Below are 18901 nucleotides of genomic sequence, written 5' to 3' on the forward strand. Positions count from 1 at the left end.
GAAAGTGTCCAGGAGTTCTTCCGTTCCTCCGCTGACAGCAACCCCTGCACATACGCCAACGCGTGCTCGCGGGGCTCTGACCTGGCAAAACGCCGCCCGATTAAGGCGTGCAACTGCGCCAGTCCGTCCGCCCACTCCTGCACCTGCGCCACACACAGATCATCACCCATCCCCGCAGGATCGGTCCAACCCAACATTCACCTGCGAAGACACGCCGACAAGATCAAAATAACCGCGACTGTAGTACTAGGGGTGTCGTTCGACGGCGTCTGCACTGAACGGGTGACTACTGGACCGTTGGGGGGTATCGCACCTCGGCGAGCCATCCGGGTCACGAAGATGTGCAAGCATCTGCTGGATGACAGGCCTCGAGCCGCTGCAGGCGGGTCGGGGCCGCACCACGAACCCGACTTCCGCCGTCCCCGGCGTTGGCGGCTGCGCCGGAGGGTTTGACGATGCGACTGACTTCGAGACTGACCACGACACTGGCGGTGCTCGCCGCTGCTTTCGCTCTCGCGGTCGGTCCGGCTGCCGCGTCGGGAATCTCCGTTGCCGTAGCACCGCTGCCGCCGGCCGCGGCCTCCGAGCCTGTCCCGGAGGCGGCAAGTCCCCACGCAGAAACACCGAAGGCAGCAATTGCACCGGCAGCGGTGGCCCCGGCCTATGAGGCCGGGTGCCCGGAGAAGCCCGCACCCGGCTTCTATACCTGCTATTCGCTGCACCGCATCAACAATCGGCCGCACGTGGCTGCCGCAACCCATGCCGGCTACACCCCGGCCAACCTGACGGCCGCCTACGGACTGCCGTCGGGGACGGCCGGCGCCGGCCAGACGGTCTACGTCATCGATGCCTTCGGGTATCCCAATGCCGAGTCGGATCTGCAGACCTACCGGAACTACTACCACCTCCCGGCCTGCACGTCTGCCAACGGCTGCTTCAAGAAGATCAACCAGCGGGGAGGGTCGTCCGGATTCCCGCCGTACGACGACGGGTGGGCCGCCGAGACCGCGCTCGACCTGGACATGGTCTCGGCGGTGTGTCCGAAGTGCAAGATCACCCTCATCGAAGCTGATGACAACGGAGACAACCTCTTTCTCGCCGTCGCCAAGGCGAACAGCATGGGGGCGAAGTACGTCTCGATGAGCTGGGGCGGCCAGGAGACCGGCGACGAGGCCTACTACGACTCGACGTTCTTCAACCGGACCGGAGTCGTCTACTCGGCGTCCTCGGGTGACAACGGATACCTCGGCGGCAACAGCTACCCGGCGACCTCGAAGAACGCCCTCTCCATCGGCGGTACGTCCCTGGTGCCGGACAACTCGGTGCCCCGCCGGTGGACGGAGTCGACCTGGGCCGGGACCGGGTCCAGCTGCTCCGGTGACGAGCCGAAACAGAAGTGGCAGCTGATCATCGCCCCGTCCGTGTGCCGGAACCGGGCCGGCAACGACATCTCCGCCGTCTCCGATCCGAACACCGGAGTGGCTGTCTACCAACGCGGTTCGCCCTACGGAGATTGGTCGGTCTCGGGTGGGACGAGTGCGGCGGCGCCCATCATCGCCGCGGTCTACGCCCTGGCCGGGCCGCCTGCGGCCGGCGACCATCCGGTGTCCTACCTGTACGCCAGAACGGGTGCGCTCAACGATGTCACCGGCGGGAACAACGGCGTCTGCACCTCGTCCCAGCTGTGCACGGGGGCTGCCGGCTGGGACGGACCCACGGGTCTCGGTACGCCCAGGGGTATCTCGGCCTTCATCAAACCGTCGCGGGTGGTCGTGCTGACCAATGCCGGCAATCGGGCCGCGTCGGTGGGCAATTCGGTGAGCGTCCAGTTCTCGGCCACCGTCGCTCCACTGACCACGCTGACCTACACGGCGGCTGGACTGCCTGCCGGGCTGGCGATCTCATCAACCGGAAAGGTGACCGGGTCACCCAGCACGCCCGGCGTGTCCACGGTGCGGGTCACCGCAACTGCGTCGGCAGGCCCGGCGGCCGCGTCGAGCATCTATTTCTCCTGGACCGTCGGGACTGCCGGGACGTTCACCTCGGTCGACGCGACCCGGATCCTGGACACCCGCAATGGTCTCGGCGCCAATCCGGTGATCGTCCCGGCCGGGGCCGCGGTGAACTTGCAGGTGCTGGGGGCCGGCGTCGTGCCCGCCTCTGGCGTCTCCGGCGTGGTGCTCAACGTGACGGTGACCCAGCCCGGCAACGCCGGGTACGTCACGGTCTACCCGGGCGGCACAGCCAAGCCGACGACCTCGAACCTCAACTACCTCAAGGGCCAGACGGTGCCGAACCTGGTGTTCGCGCCGGTCGGCGCCGACGGGAAGGTCCGGCTCTACACGTCCGCGACCGCCCACCTGATCGCCGACGTCTCGGGCTACTACCTCGGTGGCACGCCGACGAACGCCGGGGCGTTCGGGTCGCTGACGCCGAAACGCATCCTGGACACCCGTCACGGGATCGGCGCCCCGATGGCCGAGGTACCCGACACGGGCACCGTGCCGCTCGCCGTACTCGGGCGAGGAGGTGTTCCGGCGGTGAATGTCTCGGCCGTGGTGCTGAACCTGACCGCCACCGGCGCGGCGGCGAACGGGTTCGTCACGGCCTACCCTCACGGCCAGGATGAGCCACGAGCATCGACCCTCAACTTCGCAGCCGGACGGACGGTGCCGAATCTGGTGGTCGTCGCGGTCGGAACCGGTGGAATCGTCGACCTGGCCGTGCATCTCGGCGGCGGGACATCCCTGGTCGCCGACGTGATGGGCTATTTCGTCGGTCCGGTCGCAGACGGCACGGTGGCGGGCACTTTCCACCCACTGACCCCCACGCGCGTCCTGGACAGCCGGAACGGCACCGGTGGTGCGTCGAGTCCGCTGAACGGCGGTGACAGCGTGCAGGTGTTCCTGACCCCACCGAACGGACCGTTGCCGACAACTGGTGTGAGCGCAGTGGTGCTCAACGTGCTCGTCGTCAAACCGACCGGCACCGGCTACATCACCGCCTATTCCGACGCGAGCCAGCAACCGACGGCGTCGAACCTCAACTTCGTCCGCGGGCAGACGGTCGCGAACCTGGTGGTGGTCCCGGTCGGACCCGACGGGGGTATCGACCTCACCTTCGACGGGTCCGGGAGCGTCGACCTGGTCGCCGACGTGGCCGGCTACTTCTACGGCTGACTTCCGATCGGCCGCTCGAAACAGCCCATCCAGCAGGCATGCCGGGGGGACAGTGTGCGAGCGATCTCCGGGCAAGGCGATACTGCAAGGCATGGACTACACACATCTGGGCCGAACCGGCCTCAGCGTCAGCCGCCTGTGCCTGGGCACCATGAATTTCGGGCCCCAGACCAGCGAGCCCGACTCGCACCTGATCATGGACTCCGCACACGAGCGGGGCATCAACTTCTTCGACACGGCCAACGTCTACGGCGGTGACAAGGGCAAGGGGGCGACCGAGGAGATCGTCGGACGGTGGTTGGCCACCGGTGGTGGTCGACGGGAGAAGACGGTGCTGGCCACCAAGCTCTACGGCGACATGGATCCGTGGCCGAACAACGGCAAGCTGTCGGCGCTCAACATCCGCCGGGCGCTGGACGCCAGCCTGACCCGACTGCAGACCGACTACATCGACCTCTACCAGTTCCACCACATCGACCGGAGCACTCCGTGGGACGAGATCTGGCAGGCCGTCGAGGTCGCGGTGGCCCAGGGCAAGATCCTCTACGCCGGCAGCAGCAACTTCGCCGGCTGGCACCTCGCGCAGGCGCAGGCGGCCGCGTCGAGCCGCCACTTCATCGGGCTGGTGAGCGAGCAGTCGATCTACAACCTGATGACCAGGGACATCGAGCTCGAGGTGATCCCGGCCGCGCTGCACTACGGGATCGGCATCCTCCCGTGGTCGCCGCTGCATGGCGGCCTGCTGGGTGGAGTGCTCCGCAAGGAGCGGGACGGCAAGCGCCGCAACGAAGGTCGGTCTGCGCAGGCGATCGCCGAGCACAAGGAGCAGATCGAGAAGTTCGAGGACTTCGCGGAGGAGCGCGGCCTGGATCCGGGCGATGTGGCGTTGGCCTGGCTGCTGCACCAGCCCGCCGTCACGTCGCCGATCGTCGGGCCGCGGACGATGGCCCAGCTCGATTCCGCCGAGAAGGCACTTGGTGTCAGCCTGGACGAGGCAGCGCTCGCCAAGCTCGACGACATCTTCCCGGGCCACAAGACCGCTCCGGAGGACTACGCCTGGTGATTTTCGTGCAAGGCTGGGTGGATGGATGACTTGACGGGCGGCGGGGCTCCGGACTCAACGGGTGCACCGTTGCTGGACGTCTTCATGCAGGGCACCACCTTCTTCGACATGGTGCTGACGGGACTGCCGTCACAACCGGTGCCGGGCACGGAGATCCATGCCGAGGGCATGGGCTCCTGCCCGGGTGGGATCGCGAATCTGGCCATCGCCGCCAGCCGTCTCGGCCTGCGGACCGGGCTGGCCTCCACCTTCGGCGACGACGTCTACGGTGACTTTCTCTGGCGCACGTTGGAGCAGGAGGGGGTCGATCTGACGCGTTCTCAGCGCGTCGCCGACTGGCACTCACCCGTGACGGTTTCCCTTGCGGTGCATCGCGACCGCGCGATGGTCACGCATGCCCACAGCTCGCCGGTCCCGCTGGCCGGGTTGGTGTCGGACACGCCGATCACCAGGATCGGGTTCGTCAGCCTGGACGAAGAGCCCGAACCGTGGGTCTCCCGCGCAAAGGCCAAGGGCGCCAAACTGTTCGGTGACGTCGGGTGGGATCCCAGCGGCCGCTGGGCACCGGAGGAACTGACCGGCCTGGGTGATCTGCACGCCTTTCTGCCCAACAGCACCGAGGCGATGGCCTACACCAGGACCGAGGACCCGCGGGCGGCGCTGATGAGCCTCGCCGAACTGGTTCCGGTGGTCGTGGTGACCTGCGGGGGACAGGGCTCGATCGGCATCGACTCGCTGACCAGCGAGGAGGAATGGGTACCCTCGCTGCCGGTCAACGCGGTGGACGCCACCGGCGCGGGCGACGTCTTCGATGCGGCGTTCATCCTCGGAACGCTGCGGGAGTGGCCGCTGCGCAACCGGATGGCGTTCGGCAATCTGTGCGCGGCGCTGTCCGTCCAGCAGGTCGGAGGCTCGCTGGCCGCACCCGGGTGGGGCGACCTGGCGGACTGGCTGGCCGGAGTCCGGCACGCCGCGGCGGCGGGTTCGAGATCGGCGGCGGTGCTGGCCAACAGCTACGGCTTCGTAGCCGATGAGCTGCCGAGCCACCCGGCGGTGTCCCTCCGCCGTGCCGTCGCCACCATCGCGCGGATGTCCGACGCCTGAACAGGTTTGGCGTGCTCAGGCGCCGAGCAGGGCGGCCACGGCTGGTTCGTCCGCCTCGATCGAGGTGACCAGATCCGCAGCCACCTGCCGTGACCCGATCAACGGATGGATGGCGAACGCGTGAATCGCCGCCTCGCGGTGGCCGGTGACAGCGGCCTCGATGATCCCGAGTTCGGACGCGCGGACCGAGGCGATGAGACCAAGCTGGTGCAAACCCAGCGTCGGCAGCGGCAGCGGGTGAGCCCCGGTCGCGTCCACCTGGCAGCGGGTCTCGATGACCGTCGATTCCGGCAGTTGGGGGATGGTCGATCCGTTGCGCGCGTTGACGATCAGCTCGGCCGGTCGGCCGGAGAGCACCGCCTGGGCGATGTCGAGGGCGACTTCCTCGTACCCACCGCCGGTGAGGTCGCCCTCGTCGCGATCCTCCTGCCGGGCCTCGGCCAGGTAGGTCTCCTCGCGGTGTTGCCGCGCCCGCTGCCACAGTTCGGCGGCCTGGGCCCCATCGCCGCCGGCGACCCGGTAGAACTCGTCCTGCTCGGCCAGGACGACCTCGCCGCGGGTGGCCGATCCGGCCAGTGCAGCGGTGACTTCCCTTGCTGCGTAGTAGAAGTACAGATACTCGTTCGGCACCGCATGCAGCGAACGGAGCAGCTGCGGATCGAACAACCGGCCCTCCTCGGTACGTGCCAGCAGTGCGTCGTCGCAGAGAAGGTCGGGCAGGAGGTCGCGTCCGTCCTGCCGTAGGCCGGTCAGCCACCCGAGGTGGTTGATCCCGGCGTAGTCGTACTCGACGCGCTCCGGGTCGATCTCCAAGGCCCGGCAGGCCCGCCGGACCAGCCCGATCGGCGAGTCGCAGATGCCGATGACCCTGGGGCCCAGCACATCCGACAGCGCCTGGGTGATCAGACCGGCCGGATTGGTGAAGTTGATCAGCCACGAGTCGGGGGCCAGCTCCGCCTGCAGGCGCGCCGCCTGCAGGGCAACGGGAAGCGTCCGGAGCCCGAAGCTCAGCCCGCCGGCGCCGACCGTTTCCTGTCCGAGCACCCCGAGGTCCAGCGCGCGGCGTTCGTCCCGGACCCGTCCGGCGGCGCCCCCGACCCTGATTGCGGAGAAGACGACATCCGCGCCGGTCAGGGCTTCCGTGAGGGAGTCGGTGCACAGGATCCGGACGCCGGGAGTCGGTTCCAGCACGGCGGCGACGACGGCAAGTCGGGCCAGGTCAACGTCGTAGAGGACCACTTCGTCGATGCCCAGCCACGGTCGACGGATGAGGGCACGGTATACCAGCGGAACGCGGAAACCGCCGCCGCCCAGGATCACCAGTCGCATGACGGGCACGCTATCGGATCGATCGGTATCCCGGACGGCACGGGAGGTCTTGTCACAGCGTGACGCCCAACTGGTGGGTCAGTACGGCCGCGGCGGCACCGAGCAGGCCGGAGTCCTGGTCGAGTTCGGAGAACTCGACGCGCACGCCGTCGGCCAGCGCCGGCATGCAACGGGTGAGCACCCGGGCCTGCAGATCGGCCCGGAAGGTCTCGCCGGCGTGCACGACGTCCCCGTGGATGATGAACAGCTGCAACGACAGCAGCTGGACGAGGTTCGCGATGCCGATGGCCAGGTTGTCGCCGTAGTCCGCCAACAGGTCGGCGGCCGCGGTGTCGCCGGTGGCCTGACGTCCGGCCAGGCGCCGGGGGGTGGTGTGCCGGCCGCCCGGGATGGTGCGCCGGACGGCCTCGGTCCGGAGCCAGCGACTTCCGGCCAACGTCTCCCAGCAACCCCGGAGCCCGCACGAACAGGGCAGACCGTTCGCGTCGACGCTGGTGTGACCCAGCTGGACGGTGTGCCCGTTGCGGCCGGACAGCAGGTGCCCGGCAAGCATCACCCCGGCGCCGACACCGACACCGAACTGCAGGGCGGCGAAGTCACGGGTGCCGCGGCCCAGGCCGAACCACCGTTCGCCGACGGCGAAGGCGCGGACGTCCTGTTCGAGAATGCATGGCACTCCGAAGGTGTCGTGCAGCAGGTGGGGGAGATGGGTGCCGACCAACCCCGGTGCGGGAGTGCAGGCCACCACCCGCCTGGTCTCGGAGTCGCACAGGGCGGGGACCGTCAGTCCGATGCCGTTGAGCCGTCCGCGGAACGGCAGCAGGACCGGGCCGGCCGCGGCGATGATCTGCCGATCCAGCGCGGCCGTCGGCCCGTCGGTCCGGACGGCGGCGTGCTCCCGCGCCAGGATCTCGCCCCTGGCGTTGACCACGGCGATCTCGACGGCCCCGCGGCTGACGGACAACGCCCCGCACAGCAGCGCCCCCCGCGCGAACCAGAGCGGACGCGGCGGCTTCCCGATCCCATCGATCGGCGGCCTGGGCTGGTCTTCCTGCAGCACACCGGTTTCCAGCAGGGGGGTCACGATCGAGCTGATGGTGGCCCTCGGCACGTTGATGCGCCGGGCCAGATCGGCTCGTGACGTCGGCCCGTCGTCCACCAGCGCCTGCAGGAGCCGGGCCCGGTTCGCGCTGCCGACATCGCTGGACGAGAGCAGACCGCGTGACGGCACTCGGACCGGACCCGCACGGGCCGCGCTCACCACGCTCGTCGGCATGAGCAGAACCATATGTCAAGGTCGGCAACATTCCTATGGAGCAGGAGGAACAGGACTAATCGGCTGGTAAGTCAGAGTCCCCACCTTTATCCCTTGACAGCCGTTCAGGGGGCTGGTTGGGTCAGCCGGGGGACTCGCCTGCTGAAGACCTGACTTCGTCGCGACATTCACCACCGTCTGCAAGGAGCACCGTTCATGAGTTCATTCTTCCGGCGCGAGATCAGAATGCGCCGCCGCTTGGTGATCGTCGGGGCCGGCTTCGCTCTCCTGCTGGCCGGCTGCAGCTCGCTGACGCCCGGCAGCAGCGCCTCCACCTCCAGCACGCCGTCGACCTCGAGCGCTGCGGTTTCGGCCACAACCTCCACCGGCGGGGCCGTCGCCTCGTCGGGTGCCGTTGGCTCCGGCTCCGGCGTAGCAGCGGTGACCACCGCGGTCCCGGCCGACAAGGTCGAGCTCAAGCTGGCCTTCACCGACAGCCCGGACATGACGAAGGCGTTGATCGCGGCGTTCGAGAAGAAGTTCCCGCAGGTCACCATCACCAGCCAGTACACACAGTTCAACGACTACGTGAAGTCCCTCAAGCTGGCGATGAGCTCGGACAGCGCACCCGATCTCGCCCAGTACAACGCGGCGTTCGGCACTTTCGTCGCCGGCGGACTGATCCGTGACCTGACGCCCTACGAGCAGGCGTACGGCTGGGACAAGTCGTTCCCCAAGTCAGCTCTCGACGAACTGCGGGTCGATCCAACGGGCAAGATCTTGGGTACCGGGGCATTGATCGCGGTGCCGGGTGGACTGTCGTTGGTCGGCGTCTACTACAACAAGCAGTTGATGACGAAGGCCGGCATCACGTCGCCGCCCACGACCCTGACGGAGATGGAAGCAGATCTGGCCAAAGCCAAAACTGCTGGCATCACGCCGGTCTCGGTCGGATCGCTGGATACCGGAGGCCTGCACGTCTGGGCGTCGGTGATGAACGTCAGCACCGATGTTCCCGCTCTGAAGAACTGGATCAACGGCAAGGCCGGCAGCAGCATCGTCACCCCGGCGGCGATCGCCGCGACGCAGAAGTTCGCCGACTGGGCGAAGAAGGGCTACTTCCCGGCGTCGGCCAACGGCACCAGCGAGAACGACTCGGCGACGGCGTTCGCGAAGGGCGCCAGCCTGTTCCTGATCAACGGCAACTGGGCGGCCGCGCAGCTGGACAAGGCGATGGGCGCCAACGTCGGGTTCATGGTGATGCCGCCGGCCACCGCGGGCGGCAAGGCGGTCGGCAACGGCTTCAGCGTGTCCTATTCGATCTCGGCCAAGTCCAAGCACCCGGAGGCCGCCGCGGCCTTCCTGAACTTCCTGCAGAGCCCGGAGGCTTCCGTCATCGAGGACGCCGGTGGGTTCCTGCCGCCGAACGCCTCGGCAGCTCCGGCCGCGACCGGGGTGAAGGGTGATCTGAAGAAGGCCAACCAGGCGGTGGTGTCCGCCGACGGTCTCATCCCGTTCCCGGACTTCGCGGCTCCGGCGATGCTCGATTCGCTCGAGTCCGGCCTCCAGTCGGTGATCGCCGGACGTGAGCAGCCGCAGGACTTCCTGCAGTCCCTGCAGACGGTGTGGACCGCCTATCACGGCAGCTGAGATGAGCGCCGACATCGTCACCGCCCCGGCCGAGGTCACCAGCAACCGGGTGCCCCGACGGGCCGGTCGGTCGTCGCGGGTCAATCGGACCCGCTTCTCGACCTGGGCGTACATCGCTCCGGCGTTCCTGCTCTACGGGCTGTTCGTCATCATCCCGGCGTTGCACACGGTCTACATCTCGCTCTTCAACTGGGACGGCGTCACCCTCGCCACGTGGGCCGGTTTCGGGAACTACGAATCGGTGTTCACCAGCGAAGCGCTGCGGGGGGCCATCGAGCACGCGCTGGTGCTGATCCTGTTCTTCGCTGGCCTGCCGATCCTGCTGGGACTCGTGCTGACCGCGGTTCTCTCACGATTCCGACGGCCCGGGATGTCGCTGTTCCGCGTCATCTTCTTCCTGCCTCAGATCGTGCCCCTGGTCGCGGTCGGCATCACCTGGCGCTGGATGTACAACGAGGACGGCGCGGTCAACCAGATCCTGCGGGCGATCGGTCTTGGCGGGATCACCCGCGCCTGGCTGGGCGATTTCAACCTCGCGCTGTTCGCGGTCGGGCTGATCGGGACCTGGGCGCTGACCGGCCTGTGCACGATGCTGTTCGTCAGCGGGGCCCAGAAGGTCGAACCCAACCTCTACGAGGCGGCCAGACTCGATGGCGCCGGGGCCATCAGGGAGTTCCGGGCGGTCACGTTGCCGGCCCTGCGTGGTGAGATCGCGGTGGCCCTGACCGTCACCACCATCGCCGCGCTGGCCAGTTTCGACGTGATCTACGTGTCCACCAACGGCTCTCCGGGGAACACCACCACCGTCCCCGGTCTGCTGGTGTACCGGTTGGCGTTCACCGACGGCCAGGTCGGGCAGGCCTCTGCGCTCGCGGTGACGTTGACGGTGCTGATCCTGATCGTGGTGCTGATCATCAACCGACTGGTGGATGCGAAGGACGAGCAGTGAAAGCGACCCGGACCGAATCGATTGCCGGCTATGTGCTGCTGATCGGCATGGCGCTGGTCACGCTCCTGCCTTTCGTGAGCATCATCCTGGCGGCCTTCCAGCCCTCCGGTGCGTTGGTTTCCGGTATCAGCTGGCCGACCGCATTCAGCTTCGACAGCTTTCGGGAAGCGTGGACCACAGCGGGATTCGGCACGTTGCTGATCAACAGCCTGATCATTGCCGTCGTCGTGGTGCCGCTCTCGGTCGTCCTTTCCACGCTGGCCGGCTACGCATTCGGGGTGCTGCGGGTGCCGGCCGGACGGGCGATCTTCTCCTTCTTCCTCCTCGGGCTCACGCTGCCCGTCGAACTGATCGTCATCCCGCTGTACTTCGACCTGCGCGGTGTCGGCCTGACGGATTCCTACTGGGGCGTCATTCTCGCCGAATCGGCGCTGTTCATGCCCTTCGGGATCTTCTGGATGCGAACCCACTTCCGCACCAACCCGCGGGAGCTGATCGAGGCGGCCGAACTGGACGGTGCCTCGCCGAGGCGAATCCTGGTCAGCGTGCTGCTGCCGCTGGCCGGGCCGTCGCTCTCGACGATGGCCGTGCTGTTCTTCATGTGGTCGTGGAACCAATTCCTGCTGGTACTCATCCTCATCCAGGATCCCGAGAAACGCACCGCACCTGGTGGTCTCGGATTCTTCGTCGGACAGTACTCCAGCAACATCCCGGTGTTGTGCGCCGGCACGCTCGTCGTGCTCGCCCCCATCTTCGTCGTCTACCTGCTGTTCCAGCGCAAATTCATCGGCGGCATGTTGCAGGGCGCGCTCAAGGGATGAGTGGAGAGAGAAGGATGACGCCCACCAGGGGGGTCGGTGCGAAAGAAGGATTGGTGCCGCCAACCGTCGGGGTTGTCGGTGCGGGTGGTATCGCCCGACCGCACCTGCAGTCCTGGCAGGCCATGGGGTATCGGATCCTCATCCACTCGGTGGACGGTCGGGCCGCCGAGGTGGCGCAGGACTACGGGGCGGAAGCCTGCGATTCGCTCGACGAGCTGCTGGCAGCCTGCGACATCGTCGACGTCTGCGCGCCGACCTTCGCCCACCACGAGATCGTGCTGGCGGCAGCCGCGGCCGGCCGGGATGTGGTGTGCGAGAAGCCGTTGGCACTGGATCACGCTGCCGCGGCCTCGATGATCCGGGCCTGCGCACAGGCCGGGGTGCAGCTCTATCCCGGGCAGGTGGTCCGGTACTTCCCGGCCTACGCGGCCGCCAGGGCGGCGGTCCTGGCCGGACGGATCGGACAGCCGGCGGTGCTGCGGCTGCTCCGCCGCGGTGCCGCCCCGGTGCAGCCGTGGTTCGCCGATCCCTCACTGTCCGGCGGGATCATGATCGACCAGATGATCCACGACTTCGATTTTGCCAGATGGGTGGCGGGAGAGGTGGAATCGGTCTACGCAAAGCTGTTGGGGGGCAACGGATCCCCATTGTTCGGGTTGGCCGTGCTGACCCATACCGGTGGCGCCCTGACCCATCTCGTCGGCGGCTGGGGCCGCGCCGACGAGACATTCCGGACCTCCTTCTCGTTGGCCGGATCGGACGGTCTGATCCAGTACTCCACCACCGACCGCCCGACGCTCACCTTCGCGGGCCCGGGCGCGCGTGACACCGGGGGAGCGTTGCTGCCGGACGTGTCGTTCGGCATTTCCCCGTATGGGAGCGAGCTCGCCGAGTTCGCCGCGGCGTTTGCCGGCGGACCGACGCCGCGGGTGTCTGCGCAGGACAGTTTGGCGGCGCTCGACATCGCACTGGCGGCAAGCCTTTCAGCCCGAACCGGGCGGCCCGTGTCGCCCTCGGAGGTGACGTCATGAGTGGTGCTACGACACGGCGGATTGGCGACGGCCGGGCGCTCAAGGTCGGTCTGCTGTCGTTCGCGCACGTCCACGCCGCCGGTTATGCCGGGTTGCTCCAGGCTCGACCGGACATCGACCTGCTGGTGGCCGACCCGGAGGCGGGCGGTGCCCCGTCGGGCGAGCTCCGTGGCAGCGCCATGGCCGATGGACTGGGTGTCGATCTGGTGGACTCCTACGACGAACTGTTCGACTGGGGACCGGATGCGGTGGTCGTCTGCGCCGAGACCTCGCGGCACCGTCCGCTGGTCGAGTGGGCGGCGGCGGCCGGGGTGCACGTGCTGTGCGAGAAGCCCCTGGCCACTTCGCTGGTCGACGCGCGGGCGATGATCGAGGCCTGCACCGCAGGTGGGGTGCAGCTGATGACGGCCTATCCGGTCCGGTTCCATCCGGGGTTCCGCGCGCTTCGCGACCAGGTGCGTTCCGGTGCGTTGGGCAAGGTCTTCGCCGCGACCGGCACCAACAACGGCCAGGCTCCGATCGCCAGTCGCCGCTGGTTCGTCGATGCCGAACTGGCCGGCGGAGGATCGCTGATGGACCACACCGTGCATCTCGCCGATCTGCTGGACGATCTGCTGGGCAGCCCGGCGCAGTCCGTCTACGCGCAGGTCAACAACATCGTCCACGGCGACGAGGTCGACGTCGAGACAGGCGGACTCGTGGTGGTCACCTATCAGGACGGGACCGTCGCGACCATCGACTGCAGCTGGAGTGCGCCCCGGAGCTACCCGGCCTGGGGTGGCCTGACGTTGGCGGTGGAGGCCGAGCACGCGTCCTGCAGCTTCGACGCCTTCGCGGACCGCTTCGACGTCTTCGACGACCGGGCCGGCCGGCTGAGCTGGACCGACTTCGGGCCGGACCTCGACTCGCTGATGCTGGAGGAGTTCCTGAGCTGCGTCCGCACCGGCCGGGCCGTGCAGCCCGACGGCGAGGTCGGCTACCGCACGCTCGAGATCGTCCGCGCCGCCTACCATTCCGCGGCCACCAACGCCCCTGTCACCCTGGGCTGAGCCAGCGTGCGCCGTGCTGCCCCCTCGCGCGCGGATCTGCGCCCCTCGCGCGCGGATCGGCCGCTCGCAGTGTCAGGGCGACAGCACCCGAACCGGGGCGCCGGCGGCGAACGCGGCGATGTCCTCGACGGCGTCGCCGTAGAAGGTCCGGTACTGCTCGTCGACCACGTACCCGATGTGCGGTGTGACGGTGGCATTGGGCAGGGTGCGGAAGGGATGGTCCGAGGGCAGAGGTTCCACGTCGAAGACATCCAGGGCGGCGCCGGCGATCACCCTGTGCTGCAACGCCTCCAGCAGCGCCGCCTCGTCGACGATCGGTCCCCGCGAGCTGTTGACCAGCAGCGCGGTCGGCTTCATGCTCGCCAGCTCGGCAGCGCCGATCAGACCCCGGGTACGGCCGCTCAGCACGAGATGGATCGAGAGCACGTCGGAGCGGGCTAGCAGGTCCTTCTTCGACACCGCGACCACGCCTACCTCGGCGGCGCGTTCTGCGGTCAGGTTCTGGCTCCAGGCAATGACCTCCATGTCGAACGCCAACCCGATCTTGGCCACTGCGGAGCCGAGCCGTCCCAGCCCGGCGAGCCCGAGAGTGCGTCCGGCCAGGCTGATCCCGACCTGCTGCTGCCACCGTCCGTCGGCGACGGCGGCGAACTCGGCCGGTAGGTGCCGGGCTGCGGCCAGAATCATCGCCCAGGTGTGTTCCAAGGTGGCGGAGGAGAAGTAGCCGGTGGCGCAGACCGTGATTCCGTTGGCGGCCGCCGCCTCCAGATCGATCGCCGCATTGCGCTGCCCGGTGGTCACCAGCAGGCGGAGATCGGTCAACCTGCCGAGGAGGTCCGCCGGGAACGGGGTGCGCTCGCGCATCGCGACCACCACGTCGAACCCGGCCAAGGTCGACACCAGTTCGTCCTGGTCGGCGAGGTGGCGATCCAGAAAAACCACCTCGGCATCCAGTGTGCTCCAGTCGGCGAACGACCCGGCCGCGTGCTGGTAGTCGTCCAGCACAACAACTCTCATGCGGTGGCCGGCCTTTCGAACAGGATGACGGAATGCAAGGACAGTTCGGACGTGAGGTAGGAAGGCCTCACCGGGCGTCGAGCGCCGCTCGGACGATGTCGAGGGCCTGCTCGCGCGACAGTCCGACACTGCCGGCCAGCGCGGCGAAGTCGCGAGCGGCAGCGGCGGCCTGAGTGCGCCCGGCATCACCCGAGGCGCTGACCGTGGTGCCGGCGCGGCCGCTGGTCCGGACCAGGCCGGCGTGTTCCAGTTCGCCGAACGCCCTGGCAACGGTGTTGGCGGCCAGGCCGAGAGTGGTGGCCAACCCGCGGACGGTCGGCAGGCGGGCCCCGACTGGCAGCCGTCCCGACTGGATCTGCTCGGCCAGTTGCGAGCGCACCTGCTCGAAGGGCGGAACCGAGGACGCGGCGTCGATGGTGATCATGGGCATGGAGTCATTGTCGATCATCGGGGCGCCGTCGGCTCGCCGAAACCCCCAGCAGACATGACCCGAGGCCCGCGGGTATCGCCGCCCAACGCCCGGGTGGGTCGGGTAGGGGCTTTCCCTCCACGCCGCCGGCTCGGATACGTATGCGCATGGCAGCCTGCAGCTGACACAATGACGACGACGGACCGGCTCCGAGGACGGCGGTCCTGACCCTGCACACCCGGACCCTGCACACCTAGACGCGCGCCCAGGACGGAAATCAAGATGGCGGTCACCAGCCATGACGTCGCCCGCCTGGCGGGCGTGTCCCAGCCGACGGTGTCGCGGGCGCTGCGCCAGGACAGCCAGGTGTCGGCCGCGACCCGGGAGCGGGTCCGGATCGCCGCCGAGCAATTGGGGTACGTCCCGAGCGAGCTGGGACGGAGTCTGTCGACGATGTCGACGAGGCAGATCGCCATGGTGGCGGACCTCGACAACCCGCTCTATCCGCAACTGGTCGGGCCGTTGCACGATGCCTTTGCAGCAAAGGGATTCCGGATGGTCCTGCTGGCCGAACGCGGCGAGGAGATCGTCAGCGACGGACGCCTGCTCGACGGGTCGGTCGACGGGGCGGTGCTGACCACGTCGCAGCTCCGGTCGAGTCTTCCGCTGCAGTTGCAGACCAGGGGGGTTCCTTTCGTGCAGCTCAACCGGGTCTCGGAACTGGTGGAGGCGGACAGCGTGACGGCCGACAACGTGGCGGGCGGCCGGGCGGTCGCCGAACTACTGACCCGGCTGGGGCACCGGGACATCGCAGCGATCCTGGGTCCTCGGGAAACGAGCTCCGCGTCCGAGCGCGAACGGGGCTTCCGCGCCGGCCTGCGATCGGCCGGGCTGACGCTGCCCTCGGCCAGGGTGGTCCGCGGTTGGTTCTCCTACGAGGTGGGCCGGGCCGCGATGCACGAGTTGCTCGGCCGCGGGAATCGCCCGACCGCTATCTTCTGTATCAATGACATCGTCGCCGTCGGAGCGATCAATGCGCTGACCGAACTGGCCCTCGACGTCCCGAACGAGATGTCGGTGGTCGGCTTCGACGACCTCGAGATCGCATCATGGCCCACCTTCGGCCTGACGAGTGTCCGGGTAGATTTCGGCGGGATGGCCTCCCGGGCGGCGGAGCTGTTGCTGGCCCGGCTCGCCGATCCGCAGGGTCCGGTCGTGCACGACCAGTTCCCGGTGGAGCTGGTGGAACGGCGAACCCACCGGGCCCGGTAGAGGGCAAGGTCCGCCCGGGACCCGGGTCCACGATCCGGACGCGTGGTGATGCGCGCCGAGGGTCGAGCGACATGCTTTTCTCCCGGTCACTTCGCCGAGGGGCTGGTGCCAAGCGATGCATACGTATACAGTCTAATGATGACCTCTTCGGACACCCTCACCGTCGGAGCTGACACCTTCGTCAGCGCAGACGATCTCGCTCGCCGTACCATCCGCCGGACGGACTACGTCAGCTGCAACACGGCCTTCATCGACTGCCGGATGCCGGGCAGCGAGACCAAGGAGAACTACTCCATCATCGGCTCGGGGGTCACCCAGAATCCCGACCAGGTGATCAACCTGGAGGAGCCGCACGGCTTCAACATCGGCGCGGCGGCGATGCCGACCGGGGTCAACAACAATCTGCACCTCCACTTCACCGCTGAGGTGTTCCTCAACTTCCGTGGTGACTGGCGCCTGCGCTGGGGCGTCGATGGCGAGCACGAACTCGATTTCCACGAGGGCGCGATCGTCACCGTTCCGACCTGGATCTTCCGCGGCTTCACCAACATCGGGGCCGACAACGGTTGGCTGTTCACCGCTCTCGGGTTCGACAACACGGGCGGGATCATCTGGGGACCGTCCATCGTCCGCGGCGCGCGGGAGCACGGGCTGTACCTGCGGGCCGACAACCAGCTCATCGATACCCAGGCCGGTGGCGTGGTCGACGCGGACACGGATCTGATCGCGCCGATGTCCGACGACGAGGTTTCCAAGCTGCGTCGGTGGACCCCCGAGCAGATGCGTTCGCGGATCGTCGCTCCTGATGACCTCCTCTGGTCGCAGCACCCGTTCCTGTGCAGTGAGCTGCCAGGCGGACGGGCGCAGTTCGCCCAGGTGGTCGGATACGGCATGACCGAGGACCGGGATCAGGTCCCGCCCGTCCACTACCCCCACAACTTCAACCTGGGCTGGCTACGGGCCGACACCGGCGAGGGTCTCCTCACCCATCGCCACCAGAGTTCGCAGGCTCTCATCGTCTACCGGGGCCGGTGGCGCGTGACGCTGAATCACCTCGGCACCCGGACCAGCGTCGAGATCGGCCCCGACGACACGCTTTCCGTACCGGCCGGAGCCTGGCGCCGGTTCGAGGTGATCTCCGACGAACCCGGCCAGATCGCCGTCGTGAACGGCGGTGACGGACGTGTCCACCTGGAATGGGCCGACGAGGTCAGGGACATGGCGCGGGAGAAGGACTGGGCCCAGGACGCGGCCGGCTACGTGGCGCCGTGGGCCGTCGTGCGCACCTCCGTCCTGGACGACTGAATTCCGGGCCGACCATTTCGCAACCGCACCATTCCGCAACCGCGTCACCCTGCAACCGCTCCAGAACGAACCCACACCACCGAGTCAATCCCACCACCGAGCCGAACACGATGAGGACAACAGAGGCGTTGTGATCACCCACCTGAAGAAACCCGTTGCTGCGCAAACCGTCACGGCCGGACGCGAGGCCGTCGCCGACACCGTCCGGGGCGTCGTCGCCGACATCCGCGAGCGCGGCGACGTCGCCGTCCGCGAGTACTCGGAGAAGTTCGACCAGTGGTCGCCGGAGTCGTTCCGACTGGACCGGCCGCAGATCGACGACCTGATCGGATCGCTGCCGCAGCAGGTCATCGACGACATCCTGACCGTGCAGGCGAACGTCCGCCGATTCGCCACGGCACAGCGGGCGTCGATCACCGACTTCGAGATCGAAACGATGCCCGGCGTCCACCTCGGCCAGAAGAACCTGCCCATCGGCGCCGCCGGTGCCTACGTGCCCGGTGGTCGCTACCCGCTGACCGCCTCGGCGCACATGACGATCGTCACCGCCAAGGTCGCGGGTGTGGAACGGGTGGCTGCCTGCACACCGCCGATCCGCGGGGTGATCCCGGCGGCCACCATCGCCGCGATGTCGTTGGCCGGTGCCGACGAGATCTACGTGCTGGGTGGGGTTCAGGCCGTCGTCTCCCTGGCGTTGGGCACCGAGAGCATCGGCCGGGTCGACCTGATCGCCGGTCCGGGCAACGCCTACGTCGCGGAGGCCAAGCGTCAGCTGTTCGGCGAGGTCGGCATCGATCTCTTCGCCGGCCCCACCGAGATCCTGGTGATCGCCGACGACTTCGCCGATCCGTTCGTGGTTGCGGTTGATCTGCTGAGCCAGGCCGAGCACGGACCAGACTCACCGGCCGTGCTGATCACCACCAGCGAGACGGTGGCACGGGAAGCGCTCCAGCACATCGAGAAACTGCTCGTGGACATGCCCACCCGCGACTACGCCGGCCCGGCCTGGCGCGACCACGGCCAGATCCTCCTCGTCGACACGATCGACGAGGCCTACGTGGTGGCTGACGCCTTCGCGTCCGAGCACGTGCAGGTGCTCACGCAGGACCCGCGGCAGGCGTTGTTGGCGATGAAGATCTACGGAGCCCTGTTCCTCGGCGAAGGGACCTGCGTCTCCTATGGCGACAAGGTGATCGGCACGAATCACGTCCTCCCGACCAGGGGAGCCTCGCGCTACAACGGCGGCCTGTGGGTCGGAAAATACCTCAAGACGGTGACCTACCAGGAGGTCACCGACACCGCGTCCAGCGCAGCACTGGGTGAATTGTGCGGCCGGGCCGCACGGGTCGAGTCCTTCGAGGGCCACGCGCGTTCCGGTGACGTCCGCGCCGCGAAGTTCGGCGGAGCGTCGCTGCCCTGGAGCGACCACGAGTTCCGGCCCGTCCCCGCCGATGGATGAACCGATCCC

General features: G+C 68.1%; 15 protein-coding genes and 1 pseudogene. 11 read left to right on the plus strand and 5 right to left on the minus strand.

Features of this window, described 5'->3' with window-relative positions; all coding sequences use genetic code 11:
* Window positions 1–170: pseudogene (locus tag ABIB25_RS16535) on the minus strand (IS701 family transposase); the annotation flags it as partial.
* 285 nt (window positions 171–455) lie between these two features.
* Here ABIB25_RS16535 and ABIB25_RS16540 point away from each other — a divergent pair.
* The 3 genes from ABIB25_RS16540 (at window position 456) to ABIB25_RS16550 (ending at window position 5346) form a co-directional block, all read left to right on the plus strand.
* Entirely contained in the window at window positions 456–3179 is a 2724-nt protein-coding gene (locus ABIB25_RS16540; protein WP_354529575.1) for a S53 family peptidase, read from the plus strand.
* Between the two features lie 91 nt (window positions 3180–3270).
* Window positions 3271–4242: an aldo/keto reductase gene (locus ABIB25_RS16545; RefSeq protein WP_354529576.1), complete on the plus strand. Its 972-nt coding sequence runs from the start codon at window positions 3271–3273 to the stop codon at window positions 4240–4242.
* A 21-nt stretch (window positions 4243–4263) separates the two neighbouring features.
* Window positions 4264–5346 (plus strand): carbohydrate kinase family protein, encoded by a 1083-nt coding sequence (locus ABIB25_RS16550; RefSeq protein WP_354529577.1) that lies wholly within the window; start codon window positions 4264–4266, stop codon window positions 5344–5346.
* Between the two features lie 15 nt (window positions 5347–5361).
* Here the strand turns inward: ABIB25_RS16550 and ABIB25_RS16555 are convergent, their stop codons facing one another.
* Window positions 5362–6675: a family 4 glycosyl hydrolase gene (locus ABIB25_RS16555; RefSeq protein ID WP_354529578.1), complete on the minus strand. Its 1314-nt coding sequence runs from the start codon at window positions 6673–6675 to the stop codon at window positions 5362–5364.
* Between the two features lie 52 nt (window positions 6676–6727).
* Entirely contained in the window at window positions 6728–7951 is a 1224-nt protein-coding gene (locus ABIB25_RS16560; protein WP_354529579.1) for an ROK family transcriptional regulator, read from the minus strand.
* A gap of 195 nt (window positions 7952–8146) precedes the next feature.
* Here ABIB25_RS16560 and ABIB25_RS16565 point away from each other — a divergent pair, with 195 nt between their 5' ends.
* Genes ABIB25_RS16565 through ABIB25_RS16585 form a run of 5 tightly spaced genes read left to right on the plus strand, consistent with a single transcriptional unit; the run spans window position 8147 to window position 13430 of the window.
* On the plus strand, window positions 8147–9580 hold the full coding sequence (locus ABIB25_RS16565) for an ABC transporter substrate-binding protein (protein ID WP_354529580.1): 1434 nt from the start codon (window positions 8147–8149) through the stop codon (window positions 9578–9580).
* Window position 9581: 1 nt separating this feature from the next.
* Window positions 9582–10529 carry a carbohydrate ABC transporter permease gene (locus ABIB25_RS16570; RefSeq protein WP_354529581.1) on the plus strand — a complete coding sequence of 316 codons (948 nt, stop codon included), beginning with the start codon at window positions 9582–9584 and terminating at the stop codon, window positions 10527–10529.
* On the plus strand, window positions 10526–11350 hold the full coding sequence (locus tag ABIB25_RS16575; RefSeq protein WP_502919828.1) for a carbohydrate ABC transporter permease: 825 nt from the start codon (window positions 10526–10528) through the stop codon (window positions 11348–11350). Before ABIB25_RS16570 ends, ABIB25_RS16575 begins: the two co-directional genes overlap by 4 nt.
* Window positions 11351–11364: 14 nt before the next feature.
* Window positions 11365–12381 (plus strand): Gfo/Idh/MocA family protein, encoded by a 1017-nt coding sequence (locus ABIB25_RS16580; protein WP_354529582.1) that lies wholly within the window; start codon window positions 11365–11367, stop codon window positions 12379–12381.
* Complete coding sequence (locus tag ABIB25_RS16585) at window positions 12378–13430, plus strand: Gfo/Idh/MocA family protein (protein ID WP_354529583.1); 1053 nt, start codon at window positions 12378–12380, stop codon at window positions 13428–13430. Before ABIB25_RS16580 ends, ABIB25_RS16585 begins: the two co-directional genes overlap by 4 nt.
* 72 nt (window positions 13431–13502) lie before the next feature.
* On the opposite strand, the gene ABIB25_RS16590 is transcribed toward ABIB25_RS16585, so the two are convergent.
* On the minus strand, window positions 13503–14447 hold the full coding sequence (locus tag ABIB25_RS16590; protein WP_354529584.1) for a D-2-hydroxyacid dehydrogenase family protein: 945 nt from the start codon (window positions 14445–14447) through the stop codon (window positions 13503–13505).
* Window positions 14448–14514: 67 nt separating this feature from the next.
* Entirely contained in the window at window positions 14515–14871 is a 357-nt protein-coding gene (locus tag ABIB25_RS16595; protein ID WP_354529722.1) for a GntR family transcriptional regulator, read from the minus strand.
* Between the two features lie 267 nt (window positions 14872–15138).
* Between ABIB25_RS16595 and ABIB25_RS16600 the strand changes: the two genes are divergently transcribed.
* The 3 genes from ABIB25_RS16600 (at window position 15139) to hisD (ending at window position 18892) form a co-directional block, all read left to right on the plus strand.
* Entirely contained in the window at window positions 15139–16128 is a 990-nt protein-coding gene (locus ABIB25_RS16600) for a LacI family DNA-binding transcriptional regulator (RefSeq protein WP_354529585.1), read from the plus strand.
* 138 nt (window positions 16129–16266) lie between these two features.
* The gene (locus tag ABIB25_RS16605) at window positions 16267–17433 is read left to right on the plus strand and encodes a cupin domain-containing protein (protein ID WP_354529586.1); all 1167 of its coding nucleotides are present in this window, start codon (window positions 16267–16269) and stop codon (window positions 17431–17433) included.
* 130 nt (window positions 17434–17563) lie between these two features.
* A complete protein-coding gene (hisD, locus tag ABIB25_RS16610) occupies window positions 17564–18892 on the plus strand; it encodes a histidinol dehydrogenase (protein ID WP_354529587.1) in 1329 nt (442 codons plus the stop codon).
* Window positions 18893–18901 lie beyond the last annotated feature (9 nt).

The sequence above is a fragment of the Nakamurella sp. UYEF19 genome (assembly GCF_040546275.1).
Lineage (GTDB): Bacteria > Actinomycetota > Actinomycetes > Mycobacteriales > Nakamurellaceae > Nakamurella.